The organism is Burkholderia diffusa (assembly GCF_001718315.1).
Taxonomy (GTDB): Bacteria; Pseudomonadota; Gammaproteobacteria; order Burkholderiales; family Burkholderiaceae; genus Burkholderia; species Burkholderia diffusa_B.
Genome location: NZ_CP013362.1, coordinates 422,207 through 438,761, shown reverse-complemented (window position 1 = coordinate 438,761; position 16,555 = coordinate 422,207). Strand labels below are relative to the sequence as shown.

Genomic DNA, 16,555 nt, shown 5'->3' with positions numbered 1-16,555 from the left:
TTTTTTGTGACGGCCGCTAGCGATCGTCGCGCCGGCGAAACGCCCACCACGCGGCGAGCGCGGTAAAGCCCGCGACCAGCAGCACCATCAGCCAGAACCCGTGCTTGTTCTCCGAGAACGGCACGCCGCCGACGTTCATCCCGAAGAAGCCCGCGACGATGTTGATCGGCAACGCGATCACGGTCACGAGCGTCAGCGTGAACAGCGTCCGGTTGTTCTGTTCGTCGAGACGCGAACCGATCTCTTCCTGCAACAGCTTGATCCGCTCGTTGAGCCCCGACAGATCGGCGAGCACCAGCGAGAACTCCTCGGTCGACTCGCGCAGCTCCTGCACGTCTTCGGCATGCAGCCACGCGGGCGGCTTCGCGAGCAGCCGGAAGATCGATCCCGGCTCGGGCGCGAGCATGCGCTGCAGCCGCGTGAGCGTACGGCGCATCGCGCCGAGTTCGACGCGATTCGACGTGAGCCGTTGCGACAGGAAGCGATCCTCGATGCGGTCCACGTCGATGCTCGTGCGCCGCATGATCTGGATCAGCAGGTCGGCCTGGTCGCGCAGCAGGTGCACGAGCAGTTCGGCCGGCGAACGGAACCGCTCGCCGTCGCGCACGCACGCGCGCAGCGTGTCGACCGAGCGCAGCGGCTTGAGCCGCGCGGTGACCATGATGCGCCGCTCGACGTGGACGAACAGCGTCGCGATTTCCGACGGCGTCAGCTCGAGATTGAACATCACGTCGTTGACGATCGCGCGCAGCGCGCCGTCCTCCTGCTCGATGCGCGTCGAGCGCGATCCTTCATGAAGGAATTCGAAGAAACTGTCGGGCAATCCGAGGTGCGTGCGCATCCAGCGCTCGCTCGCGCCGTGCGCGAGATTGAAGTGCAGCCAGACGAAATCGTCCGAGGCGGCCGCATCGTGCTCGCGGCACGTGCGCAGCCATGCGGCGGCCGCGTCGGCATCGAGCATCGCGCCCGATCCGCCCGGAACGAAGCGGAATCCGCACACCATGCCGGACGTATCGGCGCCGTAAGTCTGTACGATCAGGTCCATCGTGTCGAAGGTCGTGCGGCGCGCATCGCGTCGCGCATCGCGCCTCGCGGCGCCACGCCGGGAAATGAAAGGAAACGTATGCCCGACGCATGTGACGGTCTCGTGACGCCGTCACATGCGGCCGTGCGGCGTCAGCCGGCCCCAAAAGCAATGCGCCGCCCATCGGGCGGCGCATGTTCGACAGGCTGGCCGGCGTGACGCCCGGTTACTGCCGCGTCTCCGACTGCGCGGCGCTCGGGCAGGCCGGATCCTTGCCCCAGTGGCCGTCGCAGACGCGCCAGCGACACAGCTGATCCTCGAAGAAGCCGCGCTCCGAGCACTCCTTCACGCGCGCCGCGAGCGAACCGCCCGTCGTGGCGGCCGTCCTGGTCGGCACGACCTGCCCCTTCTGCGCGGCGACTTTCTTGTCGGCCGGCTTCGTGCGCGCGACGAGCGCGGCGAGCAGGTCCGCATCCGGGTCGTCCTTGCCGGCGGCCTTCGCGCTCGCGGTACGGGTCGTCGCGTCGCGACGCTTCTTCGCCTGCGCGAGTTCCGCCTGCTGTTCCTTGTGATGCTTGCGGGCCTCCGCCTTCGCGTCGGCCTTCGCATCGGCCTTGCTGCGCGCGGCGACCTTGCCGCTCTGCGCGGCGTCGGCCTTCGCGGATTTCGTCGTCGCCGCGGCGGCGGCCGTCGCGGCGACGGCGCCAGCCGTGGCCGCGCCCGATGCATCGTCGGCACCGTTCGCGAGCGCGCGCGACAAGCGGCTGTTGTCCGCGCCCGACGCACCCGATGCGGACGCAACGGTCTGGGACGCCGCATCGTCATTGACGATCGTGGCCGGTTGCGCGGCGGGAGCGGCCGACGCGGCATTCTGCGCGACCTGCACGGCGGCGGCGCTGGCTGCCGCGGCCTTCGCCGCTGCCTGCGCGGGCGCAGCGGCCACGACGGCCTGCTCGCCGGATTGCTGCTGCCAGCGCCATGCCCCCCAGCCGCCGACGGCGACCACGAGCGCGACGACGGCCGCGATCGGCGCCTTCAGCGAACGGCGCGGCGCTTCGGCCGGCGGCGTGACACGTCCTTCCAGATTCGCGAGAATGCGCGACTGCTGCGGTCCGCCCTCGCCTGCCGGCTTGGTATCGGACAGCAGGCTCGGCGGGGTTTTCGAATTTGAATTTTCCGGCGCACTCATTCAGCGTCTCATTGAATCCTGGTTTAATTCACCGCGATAATATAGCCCGGCCTCTCAAAGCAGCCTGATTCTAAGAGCAAGCATTGCAAAACACAATCAATTCCAATTTCCGGGGATTTCGTTGATTGCCGTCGCACTCGTCGCCTATTTCGCCCTTGCCGTCGCGGTTGCGGCACTGTTGCTTTTACCGGGTATCCGTGCGGCGGTTTTCGAATCCGTCGCCCAGTTTCACGGTCGCCTGACGCGCCGTGCGAACGATCGCGCCGCACGCACGCGAAGTCAAATTGTTAAATCGGCAACCGTTACGCGCGGCGCATTAAGCGATGTGCAAAATTTACTGATTCGGCGGCGCTTGATGATTATGGTATCGGCAGGTATTCTTGCGACGCCGCCATTGGTGGCCATTGCGTTACGCGGTCGGCAATTGTTTCAGTACGACGACACGGCGCGCGTGCCCGACGAGAAGATCGCCGCGCTGCTGCAGGGCGAACAACTCGTGCCGCCCCCGCCGTTGCCGCCGGAAGTCTTTGCCACGAAGGAAGTCGAACAGGTGCGGCCGGCACTGAAGGATGCGAGCCGCGACTGGAATCTGCTGGATCCCGATTTCCGCACGCGTTTGCTGCTGGTCTACAAGATCATGCACGAACAATATGGTTACGAAATGGCGCTGCTGGAAGGTTATCGGAGCCCGGAACGTCAGAACCGGCTCGCGCAAATGGGCACCAACGTGACCAATGCGGCAGCCTTCCAGAGTTATCACCAGTTCGGGCTCGCGGCCGACAACGCATTTCTGCGCGATGGCAAGCTGGTCATTTCCGAGAAAGATCCCTGGGCGATGCGCGGCTACCAGTTGTACGGACAGGTTGCCGAGCAGGTCGGCCTGACCTGGGGAGGCCGATGGAAAATGATGGACCTCGGACACGTGGAATACCATAAACCCGGTTTTAAACTGGGACGCGGCAGCTAGTCAGGGCTGCCGGACAAGAAATAATGAGGGCGGCATGGGGCTTTTTAATCACCCGGCAGGAAACGATTTGGGCGGCGCAATCGATCGGGCATTCCGTTGCGCGATTTTTTCAGGCCGCCGCTTCCGTTTAAATTCTCACAGCGTCCTTTCATTATTGCGCGCGCCTTCTCCGATGCCGCGGGCGCATTGATGCCAGCCCCTTTCATCCCGTTTGACAGCATGGCGACACATCGCGGCGCCACGCTTGCCGCTCGGCGCGCCTGCGTCGCCTCACCGAATCGCACCGGAACCTGAACGTCCTATGCAACGCATCCTCAACGTGCTGACTCATCCGCGTACGCTCTCGATTGTCGGGATCGTCGCGCTAGCGGCGATTCTCTTCATCGTCGCCGACATGCTGCAGCTGCCGCTCCTGTGGGCGGCGATCGCCTTCGCGGCAATCCTCGTGCTGTGGCTCGGCGTCGCGCTGGTGCGCCGCTGGCGCGTGAAGCGCGCGAACCAGCAGCTCGGCCAGGTGCTGGAAGAGCAGGCGGAAACCGGCAAGATCGCCGCGCCGGCCGCGGCCGCGCTCGCACCCGACACGAAAACCGCCGACCTCGACGTGCTGCGCACGCGCCTGTCCGACGCGGTCAAGACGATCAAGACGTCGAAGATCGGCCAGGTGTCGGGCGGCTCCGCGCTGTACGAGCTGCCGTGGTACATCGTGATCGGCAACCCGGCCGCCGGCAAGAGCAGCGCGGTGCTGAACTCCGGCCTGCAGTTTCCGTTCGCGGACAAGAACAGCGCCGTGATCCACGGCATCGGCGGCACGCGCAACTGCGACTGGTTCTTCACGACCGAAGGGATCCTGCTCGACACGGCCGGCCGCTACTCGGTACACGAGGAAGACCGCAGCGAATGGCTCGGCTTTCTCGGCCTGCTGAAGCGCTATCGCCCGAAGGCGCCGATCAACGGCATCATCGTGACCGCGAGCATCGCCGAACTCACCGGCAACCGCCCCGAATTCGCGATCAACCTCGCGAAAAACCTCCGCCAGCGCGTTCAGGAGCTGACGGAAAAGCTCGAAGTGTTCGCGCCGGTCTACGTGATGTTCACGAAGGCCGACCTGATCACCGGCTTCACCGAATTCTTCAGCAGCAGCGACAAGCACGAATACGACCGCGTGTGGGGCGCCACCCTGCCCTACGAGCCGGACGACAAGCGCGACGTCGTTGCGCAGTTCGACACACACTTCGAGGAACTGTACGAAGGGCTGAAGGAAATCAGCGTCGCGCAGCTGTCGCTGTCGCGCGGCAATCAGTTGTCGCCGGGCCAGTTGAGCTTCCCGCTCGAGTTCTCGACGATCAAGCCGTCGCTGCGCGCGTTCCTCGCGACGCTGTTCGAGAACAACCCGTTCCAGTACAAACCGATCTTCCGCGGCTTCTACTTCACCAGCGCGCTGCAGGAAGGCGAAACCAACAGCGCCGCCGCGCAGCGTATCGCGCAGCGCTTCGGTCTCGACGCGACCGCGCTGCCGAAGCCGCACAGCGCGTTCTCGAAGAACGGCTTCTTCCTGCGCGACCTGTTCTCGAAGGTGATCTTCGCGGACCGCCAGACCGTGCGCCAGTTCGCAAGCCCGACCAAGACCCGGCTGCGCTACGCGACCTTCTTCGGCTTCGTCGCGGCGCTCGCGCTCGCGCTCGGCGGCTGGACGTGGTCGACGATCGGCAACCAGCAGCTCGTCGCGAACGTGCAGGCCGACCTCGACAACGTCACGCGCCTGCAGCAGGGCCGCAACGATCTGCAGTCGCGCCTGCAGGCGATGGACATCCTCGAGGACCGGATCGAGCAGCTCGAACAGTTCCGCCGCGACAAGCCGATGTCGGTGTCGCTCGGCCTGTACCAGGGCGACCGGCTCGAACAGCATCTGCTGACCGAGTACTACAACGGCGTGCGCCAGATCCTGCTGGCGCCGGTCTCGCAGAACCTCGCGTCGTTCATGAAGGACGTGAACGCGCATCCCGAACAGCTCGTGCCGATGACGCGCCCGCCCGAATCGGGCGCCGTGCAGGCCGGCGCGATTCCCGTGTCGACGAACCCGCCGGGCGCCACGCCGCTCGCCGGCGCCGCGCAAGGCGCATCCGCCGCGACGGCCGCCGCGCCCCAACAGGCGGCGGCACCGCAAGGCGGGCTGTACAGCGACGCGTCGCCGACCAACGTGCAGGACGCGTACAACGCGCTGAAGACCTACCTGATGCTGTCCGACAAGCGTCACGTCGAACAGGCGCACCTGACCGACCAGTTGGCCCGCTTCTGGCGCGGCTGGCTCGAGACGAATCGCGGCAACATGCCGCGCGACGAGATGATCAAGAGCGCCGAGCGCATGATCTCGTTCTACCTCGCGCGCGTGAACGATGACGACTGGCCGATGATCGACGCGAACCTCGCGCTCGTCGACCAGACCCGCGAGAACCTGCGCCGCGTCGTGCGCGGCATGCCGGCCCGCCAGCGCGTCTATGAGGAAATCAAGGCGCGCGCGTCGACCCGCTTTGCGCCGATGACCATCGCGCGCATCGTCGGCGACGGCAACCAGGGGCTGGTCGCCGGCAGCTACGCGATTCCGGGCACGTTCACGCGCGAGGCGTGGTTCGACTACGTGCAGCCGGCGATCCGCGACGCGGCGACCAAGGAGCTGCAGGCGAAGGACTGGGTGCTCAACACGTCGACGCAGGACGACCTGACGCTGGAAGGCAGCCCCGAACAGATCCAGAAGACGCTCGTCGGGATGTACAAGACCGAATACGCGCAACACTGGCAGAAGTTCATGCAGGGCATCGCGGTGCAGGGCTTCACGAGTTTCGGGCAGGCCGTCGACGGGATGAACCGCCTTGGCGACCCGCAGGATTCGCCGATCCGCAAGATCCTCGAGACCGCGTACGACCAGACCTCGTGGGACAACCCGTCGCTGGCGAACGTCGCGATCAAGAAGGCGCAGACCGGCGTCGTGAACTGGGTCAAGCAACTGTTCACGCGCTCGCAGGCTGGCCAGATGGCGGCGGCGAACATCGACATCAACGGCAATCCGGCCGAGGTGCCGATGGGTCCGATCGGCCAGGAGTTCATCGGGCTCGCCCGGATCGTCGCGACGCACGACGGCACGTCGATGCTCAAGGGCTACATGGATTCGCTGTCGAAGGTCCGTACGCGCTTCAACGTGATCAAGAACCAGGGCGACCCCGGCCCCGGCGCGCGCCAGCTGATGCAGCAGACGCTCGACGGCAACGGCTCGGAACTCGCCGATTCGCTGAAGTTCGTCGACGAGCAGATGCTGACCGGCCTGACCGACTCGCAACGCAAGTCGCTGCGTCCGCTGCTGGTGCGCCCGCTGATGCAGGCGTTCTCGGTGGTGATCCAGCCGGCCAGCGCCGAAGTCAACAAGGTGTGGAACGCGCAGGTCTACCAGCCGTTCCAGAGCTCGCTCGCGACCAAGTATCCGTTCGCGGCGAACGCGAAGGTCGAGGCCGGCGCCGGTGAAATCGCGCAGGTGTTCGGTCCGGACGGCGCGATCGCGAAGTTCGTCGGCACGACGCTGGGCCCGCTCGCGGTGCGCCGCGGCGACACGCTCGCGGCCCGCACGTGGGGCGACATGGGCATCGGCCTCACGCCGGACTTCACGAACGGCTTCGCGCGCTGGGTCGCGCCGCTTTCCGGCGGCGCCGCAGGCGGCGCGGCCGCGGCGGCCGAACCGCAGACCGTGTTCCAGATCCTGCCGCAGCCGAGCACGGGCACGACGGAATACACGATCGCGATCGACGGGCAGCAGCTGCGCTACCGCAACACCCCGCCGCAGTGGACCAACTTCGTGTGGCCGAACCCGCAAGGTTCGCCCGGCGCGACGCTGTCCGCGACGACCTTCGACGGCCGCACCGTGCAGCTCGTCAACGAGCCGGGCCGCTACGGTCTCGAGAAGCTGATCAACTCGGCGCAGCGCAAGCGCCGCCCGGACGGCACCTTCGACCTCACGTGGGCGCAAGGCAGCGTCAACGTGTCGGTGACGATGCGCATCATCAGCACGTCGCAGCCGACGAGCGGCGGCGGCGACCAGCCGCAGCAGCAAAGCCTGCGCGGCCTGCAGCTGCCGTCGTCGGTCGCCGACGCGAGCGCGGGCGCCGCGCAGAACGCGACGCAGGCCGCCACGGGCGCGCCGGCCGCGGCACCGGCACCGGCCGTCGCGGCCGCCGCCGCAACGAATGCACAGGGGGCGCAATGACGCAAACCGTTCAGGCGCAGATCGCCTACTTCGGCAAGATTCCGTCGCGCGGCGACTTCGTGAAGAGCCCGCACAACCCGCAGCTGCTGCAGACGCTCGATCGCTGGATCGCGCAGGCGCTCGAGCTGCTCGCGGAAGATCCACGCTGGAAGATCGTCTACGAGGATGCGAAGCCGATGCATTTCGCGTTCCTCGGCTCGCGCAGCAAGCTCGCGATCGCGGGCCACATGGTCGCGAGCCACGACGTGTCGATGCGCCGCTTCCCGTTCCTCGGCGCGACCGCGCTCGAGGTCGACCGGCCGCTCGCGTTCCTCGCGCGCAGCCCGCTCGCGTTCGCCCGGCTGTGGTCGCGCGTCGCCGCGCAGATGCCGCCGCTGCTCGCGAAGGAGGAGCCGCCCGGCGCGCTGCAGGCGCTCGGCGACACGCAGGTGCCGATCGACATCGGCGGCCCCGGCACGTCGCATGACGGCACCTTCAACGACTTCATCGAACACCAGTCGCTGTACGGCCTGCAGCAGATGCTGCTCGAAAGCGGCCATCCGGTCCGGCTGCGCGGCGCGATGCTCGCGCTCGGCTCGCTGTTGCGGCCCGTGATGCAAAGCGGCTCGTCGCACATCGAGCGCGGCCTGACGCTGCCGCTGCCCGTCGATCCGTTCTATCGCAGCCTCGTCGCCGCGTTCTGGCTCGAACTGATCGCGCCGTTCGTCGCGCAGGCCGACTTCGAGCTCGCAATCTTCATCGGCACGATCGCCGAGCGCGAACGGCTGATCATCGGCTTCAACGGCGCGTCGTCGAAGACGCTGCTGAGCGTCGTCGACCCGCAGACCTACGCCGCCCACAACATCGACATCGACGATCCCGAATGGATCGACGCCCATGCGCAAAACGATCAACGGATCAGCAAGCTCGTCAGCTATCTCGACCAACCGCAACTCTCGCTGCGCGTCGCCATCGACGCGTTCCGCGAAGCGTTCATCGGAGGCTGACCGGATGCAACGCACGACTCACGCCCGCCTGTCGCCCTTCGTCGTCGCCCTCGCGACCGCCGGCCTCTTCGCCAGCGGTGCGGCCTGCGCGCAGAACACCGGCGGCGCGACCGTCACGCCGGTCGGCAACGGCACCGTTGCAGCCGCCGCCCTGCCCGCTACGCCGAACGCCGGCGCCGCACCGGGCACGGCATCCGGCACGGTGGTGCACGGCACGGCCGGCACGATCACGCCGCCGCCCGCAAACGCGACGCCCGGCCAGGTGGTGGTCGGCGGCAAGGTGCCCGACGAGGCAACCAAGGCCGCCGTGTTGCAGAAACTGCGCGACACCTACGGCGCGACGAACGTGGTCGACCAGATCGAGGTCGGCGACGTCGCGACGCCGCCGAACTGGAGCGCGAACGTGCAGAAGCTGCTCGGCGCGCAGCTCAAGCAGATCAGCAAGGGGCAGCTGAAGATCAACGGCACGCAGATCGAGATGAAGGGCGAGGTGCACAACGAGGCGCAGCGCCAGCAGCTCGCGAGCGACATGGCGAACACGCTGAACCCGACCTATACGATCAAGAACGGGCTGCGCGTGTCGGCTTCCGAGCAGGGGCTGCTCGACCAGACGCTGGCCAATCGCACGATCGAGTTCGAGACGGGCAGCGCGACGCTCACGCCGCAAGGCAAGCAGATTCTCGACCAGATGGCGGCCGCGCTGTCGAAGCTGCAGAACCGCACCGTCGACATCATCGGCCATACCGACAACTCGGGAAACCGGACGTCGAACATCGCGCTGAGTCAGGCGCGCGCGGATGCGGTGAAGGGGTATCTGATCACGAAGAGCGTCCCGCCGCAGCAGATGACGACGACAGGGGTCGGGCCGGATCAGCCGATCGCGCCGAACGATACGGCGGAGGGGCGGGCGAGGAATCGAAGGATCGAGTTCAGGGTGGGGCAGTGACCGAAGTGGCGACCCGTGTACACGGGTCGCCGGCCGATTCCGGCACGAGCAAGAAGCGATCTGATTTTCTGGCGGCGAGGGCCGACAGATCGTGGCCTGCGTCGCTCGTTGCAGATGATACGTTCGACATCACGCAACATTCGCCCGCAGGAAAACGCGGCCTATTCGGCCACCAGCACACGCTTGCCACGCTGTTTCTCGATCCGCTTGGGCAAGGCGATCATCAATACGTAGTTGCGCACGAACAAGCTGACAAACAGCAATGCCAGCGGCATGCTCATTACGGCCCAAAACAGCAGCACGCCGTTTGCCCCGAAACCCGACGAAAGCAGGCGACCCAGTATCAGGTAAAGCGGCGCCAGCCCGAACACGATATGTCGGCCGAATTTCGGGATGGCGGAAGGCTCCTTGTGATGCCGCTCGAACTCCGTCACTCCACGCTGGACGTCATAAACGACGAACTCGCCTCGATCATCGAACACGTTGCCGACAAAGGGCGTTGCCTCGACCGTATGACACACGCTTCGGTACGCGATTGCCGCCCAGAAAATGTTCAGCACGATGCCGCCGCTCAATCCCGGCCAACGCGCCAAGGCGGGCATGGGCGCAAATATGAAGAAGCAGAAGTATCCGAATATGCCGAAAAAGTAGTACGTCGCGAACGTGCCCAGCGACATGACCAGTCCGTAGGCGAACAACTCGTTCGTGCCGCGGTACCTCAAATGGATGAGCAGGAGTCCCGTACAGCAACCCAATGCAACCAGAACGCCGATCCTCCACGGCCAGGTCGATATCGACAATTCGTCCGTATAGGCAGCGTACGATATCCCTGCGCCAAGCAAGGGCAACGCCATACACAGCGGCACGGCTTTCCGCACCATCGCCAGTACGTGATCAGGCCGGAGCCGATCAACACCGCTCATACATAAGCCCCGACATCGCTGAGTGTCACCCGCGTTCGTATCACATGGTTTGACGTGCTGTTGTTGCATCGGTTAAGGGCCCGAGTTCGTTCCGTCGCGCTGACGGAAGTCACCGGCCCTATCCCCACTAGAACGATGCGTCAGGCGCCATCACCACCGGCTTCCGGTATTTTCGCTCCATCGCATTCGGCAACTGGATCATCGTCACACCGACCCTGATCATGACGCCGATCAACCAGAGCGATGCAGGGAATGTGATGGCCGCGACAAAGAACAGCACGCCCCCTGTCCCAAAGTACATCGAAAGCAGTCGGCTGAGTACCAGAAAGAATGGCGCAAGCGCCATGACGATCCAGGAATGCCATTTGACGAACGGGCTGCGTTCGGCGTAGGTGGCGTCCAGAATCTCGAAGAAGTCCTTCCGGCAGACGATCGCACCGTCAAGGACGTCGAAAGCCCTGCCCTCGAAATCCGATTGCTCGATATGGCGCGTCAGCGCGACGTAGGAAAACACCAGCCAGTAGACGCTGAGCCCGCCACCGATCACCAACCCGGCGATCCGGGCAAGAACCGGCATCGGGGCGAAAATGAAGTAGTAAAAGTAAAAGGCGATCCCGATCAACGCATAGGCCGACAGCAAGCTGATCAATCGGAGGCATCCATAGACGATGAATTTCTTCGTGCCCCGGCACACGAGCCAGCAAATCACCGGCGTCGCCACGCATGCCACAGCAATCGCGACACTGATTTGGCCGGGCAGGCTGGAAACACCGTAATCGAATTTGTAGGCGGTAAACGCGAGTGCAACCGCCAACGCGTTGAGCAGAATCCCGATCCAGACAGCCTGGGCGACGGCCGGTGACAGCGATTTCTCCGCGCTGTGAGCGACGGCCTCGTTCCTCATGGCAGGGCTCCAAACATCGGCGTGCTCGGATTGTTGGGCATGCATTTCACATAGCTTTCCGTAGACAACCAGCGGACGAGCGGAATTGCCAACGTCGATACCAAATGGCTTGCACAGGCGGCTACCGTTGCCACGGCGATGACCTGTGAACCCATACACTGGCGCTCGCTGTCATCGCGCCATGCATATGTTCAGCCGACGAACGTCGCGGGCGTACTGTCGGCGGCAGTGTTCAGGCGGAGCGCATCATCCACAAACTATAAAAACCGAGCACATACGCGACTGGGTCACGAAAGCGCCACCGAGCGAATTCGCTTTGAAAATCACTCGGCACAGCTTCAACGAAACCTCTCTTTACACTCCCGCAACCACAACACTCACGAACAAACAACAACCTTCCTTCCGGTCTTTTTTTCAAGCTTCAACGGCAAGTAAACCCGAAAAAAAATTGACCGAACAAAGGCATTCCCAAAAATCCATACGGTCATTGGAAATCCAAGAATCGACAAAACAACACACAACACATGAGGACCCACGTTTTCACCAAAAATATGATTTGCACTCAATCCAAATGCCGCAGCAAATGGCAAAGAATAGCCTATCATCGCAAGCAGGGATCCTTTCAACGGATTCCTCGAGGTTAATTGATCAATATACCCGCCCAATGAATTTCTAAACACAAGATTCCCACCACTTTCATAGTAAATCGTGTTGACGACCGATTCTTTTTTTGCAGCAGAATCAAAATCCCGCCAAACCTTAAATGAATGCCACCCAATGACAGCAAAGCAAATTGCAATCACCAAACTCTTTAAAGCCACCGACATTGGAATATACAATATGTAGAACAACCAAGCCAGCGAGATCATCAGCCACGGAGCCAGAGCAAATAGCGAAACAACCCCCTCAATCCAAAGCCTTCGAGATCTCCGATTCGCGATGTAATGGATAAACAGAATAGTCGATACGAACAACTGAACAATTACAATTAATTTCCACACCGAGGCCGCCATCACCCCCAACTGAGAAAACACGTAATATATTCCAGCCACAAGCAAGCCAATAGCCAACTCTATTGCAGCCAACTTGCCGTGAAAATCTATCGGAGACCCGTCATCGACAGAACCTCCATCAATATTTGACCCCATCATCATATCAAAGCTCGAAAATTTCAATTATCGCTCAATCAAGGAAGCAGCGCCCATTGCGTTCCGGAATAGTAATCACCGTAGTCCTTCGGAAGCTGTTCCTCAAGCATCTTACCCGCCCTACGCACCATACCGTCGATTTCGTCCACGATAGACTTCGGATTATGAAACAGTAACTTTACAAATTTTTTGCCACTAGCATCAAAAAAATAATCAACAAGCAAGCCTACGCCCAAAATCAGGACAAACCCACCGATTGCCAAGGCGCCCACAGTCACCCCCGTCGCCGCAGCCATAGCGACTATCCCGGCGTTAGCCAGGCTTATTGCCGCACCAACCAATGCCGCTTTGAATGCATCCACCAACAATATTGCCATTAGGTCGCGCAAATCCTGATTTGAGTCCGAAAACCACACAACCGTATCTATGCCCGCGCCAATAAAGAATGCGATTAATGCATTACCGGAAAAGGACCCCTTGGCTGCGTTCCATGCTGCAGCCCCTGCCGACGACAATGATCCAGCCCCGCCAGCAATCGTTGCCAACTTGGTACCGGGCTGCACTTCCCGTGCATAACCTACCAGTAGGAATCCTAGAGTCTTCCAATCTTCCGGAACGGTAGAGAACGCGAGCACCGTTTCACCACCTCGCTTGATCAAATAAAATGACCTCTTGAAAAAATCTCTCGCCCAAGGCTCATTTCCATACCAAGCATCCCTCACATACGCACCGATATTCCCAACCTGCGCCAAAAGCCAATTCCTTGATATAACGTCGTGAGGATTTGCCTTGAATTCGTAAGGTCTGTCACCCTCCTTGAAGAACTTGGCGACCCAAATTGGTTCGTCCACCCCAGCATTTCGCTTTACTGAAAATAAATGGACTGAGTATTTTATTTCTCGCCCGTCTGCGGAAACGTTTAACGCCCCACCGCGAAAAACATTACCTGCCTCCGCCATCGTTGTTTTCGACTGAAACGGACTATTACTCAGTAGACCGGATGCATCACCGTTAGATTGCGCCCGGCGGGCCCGGTCCAAAGCGGACATCAGGGACGGCGCCGCAGCAGCATTGCCAAGAACTCCGGCATCCGAGATCCGGATTAAATCCTTAGCCCACTCCTTATCGTTGTGGAGCACAATCAGAACTGGCGCCGGCTTATCTTTCGGATCATCGGTACAGCCCTTGGTGCAATCCATTTTAGCAATCGGATAGTGCCCAAGCACTTTCTCGCCTTGCTTTAGAATCAGACTCCCTTCGAATGTACGTCCCAGCCAGATGTGGCACGGCGCCCCATCTTTGAACGTCGTCTTGCCGACATTCGCCTTCCGCTTCGTGTCATAAAAGCGCCCGTTAGGTTGATCGGGGTGCGTCGTAGTGATGGTATAGGTCGCGCCGGCCTGAAGCTTGATGTCGAATACCACATCCCGATGCTTGCGTAACAGCACCGTCAATTCCGTTTCGGCCGCGCACTTGACCGGCTCCCCTGGCAGATCGATACAGACCTGATGTTGAACGAGCGCCTTGCCACCCATGTTCACTCCCCCGTCCGCTTGACCTGACTGGCCACGAACTCGTCAAAATCGATGTTCTTCAATTCCGCCTTGCCTTCCGCGTCGAGCGCGACGCTATGCTCGGTCCCGTCTTCCGTCGTGAACTTGATCGGCTCCCCGTGCGGCACGTTGCCGTCGGCATCCACATAGCGAATCCGCATGTCTGCCTTCTTGCCTTCCGCCTTGAACGTCTTGTGCATGCTCGTCGGCCCGCTGAACGCATGTTGTCCGCCCTTCACGTCGATCTTGCCCGGCGCATGAATTTCGATGTTGCCGCCCTTGATCCGGACGTACGCGCCACCGGAAGTCAGCAGAATCTCTTCCTTCGCGACGCCTTCGATCGTTGAGGTCGCCGACAGCACCTTGATCGTCTTCTGCGCGACCATCTCGACGTTGTCGTTCTGTGCCTGAATCTCGACGGCACCTTTCCCGGCAAAGAGCTTCATGCCCGCATTTTGCGCAAACAGGCTGAGCTTCTCCTTGACGCTCGCCACCAGCGATTTCCCGCTGGCGAGATGCGTACTTTGCCCGCTCACGACGTTCACGTGCCGATCCGCGGCGATGTGCGTGCTTTGCTGCGACGCCATCCCAATCCCCGCCGGGCTCGCAAACAGCATCACCGGCTCCTTGAACGCATTTGCATTCCCCGTCCCGCCGCCAGCCGTCCTGCCCCCGCCCGCGCTCGCACCCGCCACGCTGTTCTGCGTCACGTCCGCGAACTGCTTCAGCGCCTCGTGCCCCGTGCCGAGACTCTCCGCCTGATGCATCTCGCTGACTTGCGACATCGACTCGACCAGCCCCTGCGCGTTGACGAGCTGCTGCTTCGCCTCGCTCACGTCGAGCGGCTGGCTGTTCGCCTGCTTCGGATGCGTCGTCACGTACAAACCTTGCCCGGCACGCATCGCGCCGTAAGCATCCGTGCGCAGATCGAAACCGGAACCGAGATACGCGCCGCGCGTGTTGCCGTTCTGCTCGATCAGATAACCGAGATGAAGCAGCGAATTCGCGCTGCTGCTGAACAGGCGCGCGCGGTTCTGCCCGGTCGCATCGTCGAGCACCATCTCGTTGTGCCCCGATCCCGCGTACTCCTTCGACCGGAAGCCCGACAGAATCCCGTCGCTGTGCCACTGCGGCTTGGCGGCCCCGTTGTATACGCGGTGCATGACGATCGGACGATCGCAGTCGCCGCCGATATAGCCGACCAGCACTTCCTCGCCAACGCGCGGAATATGCACGCCGCCGTACCCGCCGCCGGTATCGGACTGCACCACGCGCATCCAGCACGACGCGTTCTCGCGGCCCTCGCTCTGCCGGTCCCAGACGAACATGACCTTGATCCGGTTCAGCTCATCGGTATAAACCTCTTCGCCCTTCGGGCCGACGACGATGGCCGTCTCGAGCTGCATCGCGGGCTTGCGGTGCTCGAACGGGCTGCGATACGGCACGCTCGCGCGCTGCGCTTCGACTTCGACGAGATAGAACCCGGCGGAGCCGTCGTCGTGCCCGACCTCGAATGCCGCCGCTTCGCCGTGAGCGGCCTTCGCCTGCGCGAGCCGGCCCTGAAGGCTATGCGGGAAAGTCGCTTCGTGATCGGAAATCGGCAGGTTGTTCTCGATGTACCGCGTGACGCCGATGGCCGCGAACTCGCGATCGCTCTCGGCATCGCGACCGTGCTCGGGATGACCGGTCAGCGTAAAGCGCCGGCCCGCGTCGATACCGCGAACGCCGCCCACGCCGAAAAAGCGCTTCGCGCGCGACTCCCACTCCTCGAGGCGGATCTTCGACAGGTGTTCGCCGCGATCCTGGCCCGGATATGTGTATGCGCCGGTGTATTCGTAGATTTCCGCCTGCCCTGGCAGGTCGCCCTGGCCAGCCTTCGTCGGCAGCGACGTGCCGTTCGGATTGCCCGCCGACGACGGCGACTTGTAGTCGAACGTGCGCGTCGTGTGCAGCGTGCTTTGCAACGTCCGCGACGCGGCCCATTGCGTGAAACCGGCGGTTTCGGTGCCCGTGCCCGAGCGTTCGAACGTGACGGCATTCGGCGACAGTGCATCGACCGCATGCAGGTCGTCGGTGATGACGAGCGTATGCGACCGACCGTCTTCGCCGTGCCGCCAGAAACCGAACAGCCCTTCGTCCTCCATCAGCCGATGCACGAAGTTCCAGTCGGTTTCGCTCTGACGGCAATACGAGCGCGACGGCAGCGGCTTCGACAGCGCGAACTGGTATTGGCCCCGCGCCTGCGGATGCATGTCGAACACGTCGGAGAGAATCGCGTCGACCGGCTTGTCCTGCCAGTACCGCATGTCGCTGCGGAACTTGAGGAAGTGCATCCACGACGCGAAGCCGAGCTGGTAGCTCGACAGGCTGCCGTCGGCGCCGAGCCGGCGCGCCGTGTGGATATAACCGTTGATCGGCCGATACGACTTGTCCGCCTGCTGGATCCACAGCGTGATCGGCTGCGCGATCAGCGTCTTGAGCTCGACGTCGCTCGCGGTCGACACCAGGTCGAGCATCACGCTGAAATCGCGGCCGAGCTCGGAGCGCGTCACGGCGCGGCGCGGCACGAGCGCATTGTTCGGCAGCGACGGGATGTCCGTCTTCAGCAGGCGATCCTGCTGAATCAGGCCACCGCGGAGCGCTTGCGCCAGTTCGGTCACGTTCAT

11 protein-coding genes are annotated in these 16,555 nt (G+C 62.8%); 4 read left to right on the top strand and 7 right to left on the bottom strand.

Annotation, left to right across the window (positions count from 1 at the left end; translation table 11 throughout):
- Positions 1–16 precede the first annotated feature (16 nt).
- Positions 17–1,045, bottom strand: coding sequence for a transporter (locus WI26_RS01995; RefSeq protein ID WP_059539171.1), 1,029 nt, complete (start codon positions 1,043–1,045; stop codon positions 17–19).
- Positions 1,046–1,250: 205 nt separating this feature from the next.
- Complete coding sequence (locus WI26_RS01990) at positions 1,251–2,213, bottom strand: hypothetical protein (RefSeq protein WP_059510556.1); 963 nt, start codon at positions 2,211–2,213, stop codon at positions 1,251–1,253.
- Between the two features lie 121 nt (positions 2,214–2,334).
- On the opposite strand from WI26_RS01990, the gene WI26_RS01985 reads away from it, so the two are divergent.
- The 4 genes from WI26_RS01985 (at position 2,335) to WI26_RS01970 (ending at position 9,361) form a co-directional block, all read left to right on the top strand.
- Complete coding sequence (locus WI26_RS01985; RefSeq protein WP_059465256.1) at positions 2,335–3,180, top strand: M15 family metallopeptidase; 846 nt, start codon at positions 2,335–2,337, stop codon at positions 3,178–3,180.
- Between the two features lie 301 nt (positions 3,181–3,481).
- Positions 3,482–7,429, top strand: coding sequence for a type VI secretion system membrane subunit TssM (tssM, locus tag WI26_RS01980; RefSeq protein ID WP_069225068.1), 3,948 nt, complete (start codon positions 3,482–3,484; stop codon positions 7,427–7,429).
- Positions 7,426–8,415 (top strand): type VI secretion system-associated protein TagF, encoded by a 990-nt coding sequence (gene tagF / locus WI26_RS01975; RefSeq protein WP_059465254.1) that lies wholly within the window; start codon positions 7,426–7,428, stop codon positions 8,413–8,415. Before tssM ends, tagF begins: the two co-directional genes overlap by 4 nt.
- A gap of 4 nt (positions 8,416–8,419) precedes the next feature.
- A complete protein-coding gene (locus WI26_RS01970; protein ID WP_069225067.1) occupies positions 8,420–9,361 on the top strand; it encodes an OmpA family protein in 942 nt (313 codons plus the stop codon).
- 161 nt (positions 9,362–9,522) lie between these two features.
- Here the strand turns inward: WI26_RS01970 and WI26_RS01965 are convergent, their stop codons facing one another.
- The 5 genes from WI26_RS01965 to WI26_RS01950 form a co-directional block, all read right to left on the bottom strand.
- Positions 9,523–10,284: a hypothetical protein gene (locus WI26_RS01965; protein ID WP_069225066.1), complete on the bottom strand. Its 762-nt coding sequence runs from the start codon at positions 10,282–10,284 to the stop codon at positions 9,523–9,525.
- Positions 10,285–10,411: 127 nt separating this feature from the next.
- A complete protein-coding gene (locus tag WI26_RS01960) occupies positions 10,412–11,188 on the bottom strand; it encodes a hypothetical protein (protein WP_069225065.1) in 777 nt (258 codons plus the stop codon).
- A gap of 377 nt (positions 11,189–11,565) precedes the next feature.
- A complete protein-coding gene (locus tag WI26_RS32085; protein WP_155768727.1) occupies positions 11,566–12,363 on the bottom strand; it encodes a hypothetical protein in 798 nt (265 codons plus the stop codon).
- Between the two features lie 11 nt (positions 12,364–12,374).
- The gene (locus WI26_RS32080; protein ID WP_069225064.1) at positions 12,375–13,871 is read right to left on the bottom strand and encodes a hypothetical protein; all 1,497 of its coding nucleotides are present in this window, start codon (positions 13,869–13,871) and stop codon (positions 12,375–12,377) included.
- Between the two features lie 2 nt (positions 13,872–13,873).
- Positions 13,874–16,555 (bottom strand): type VI secretion system Vgr family protein, encoded by a 2,682-nt coding sequence (locus WI26_RS01950; RefSeq protein WP_069225063.1) that lies wholly within the window; start codon positions 16,553–16,555, stop codon positions 13,874–13,876.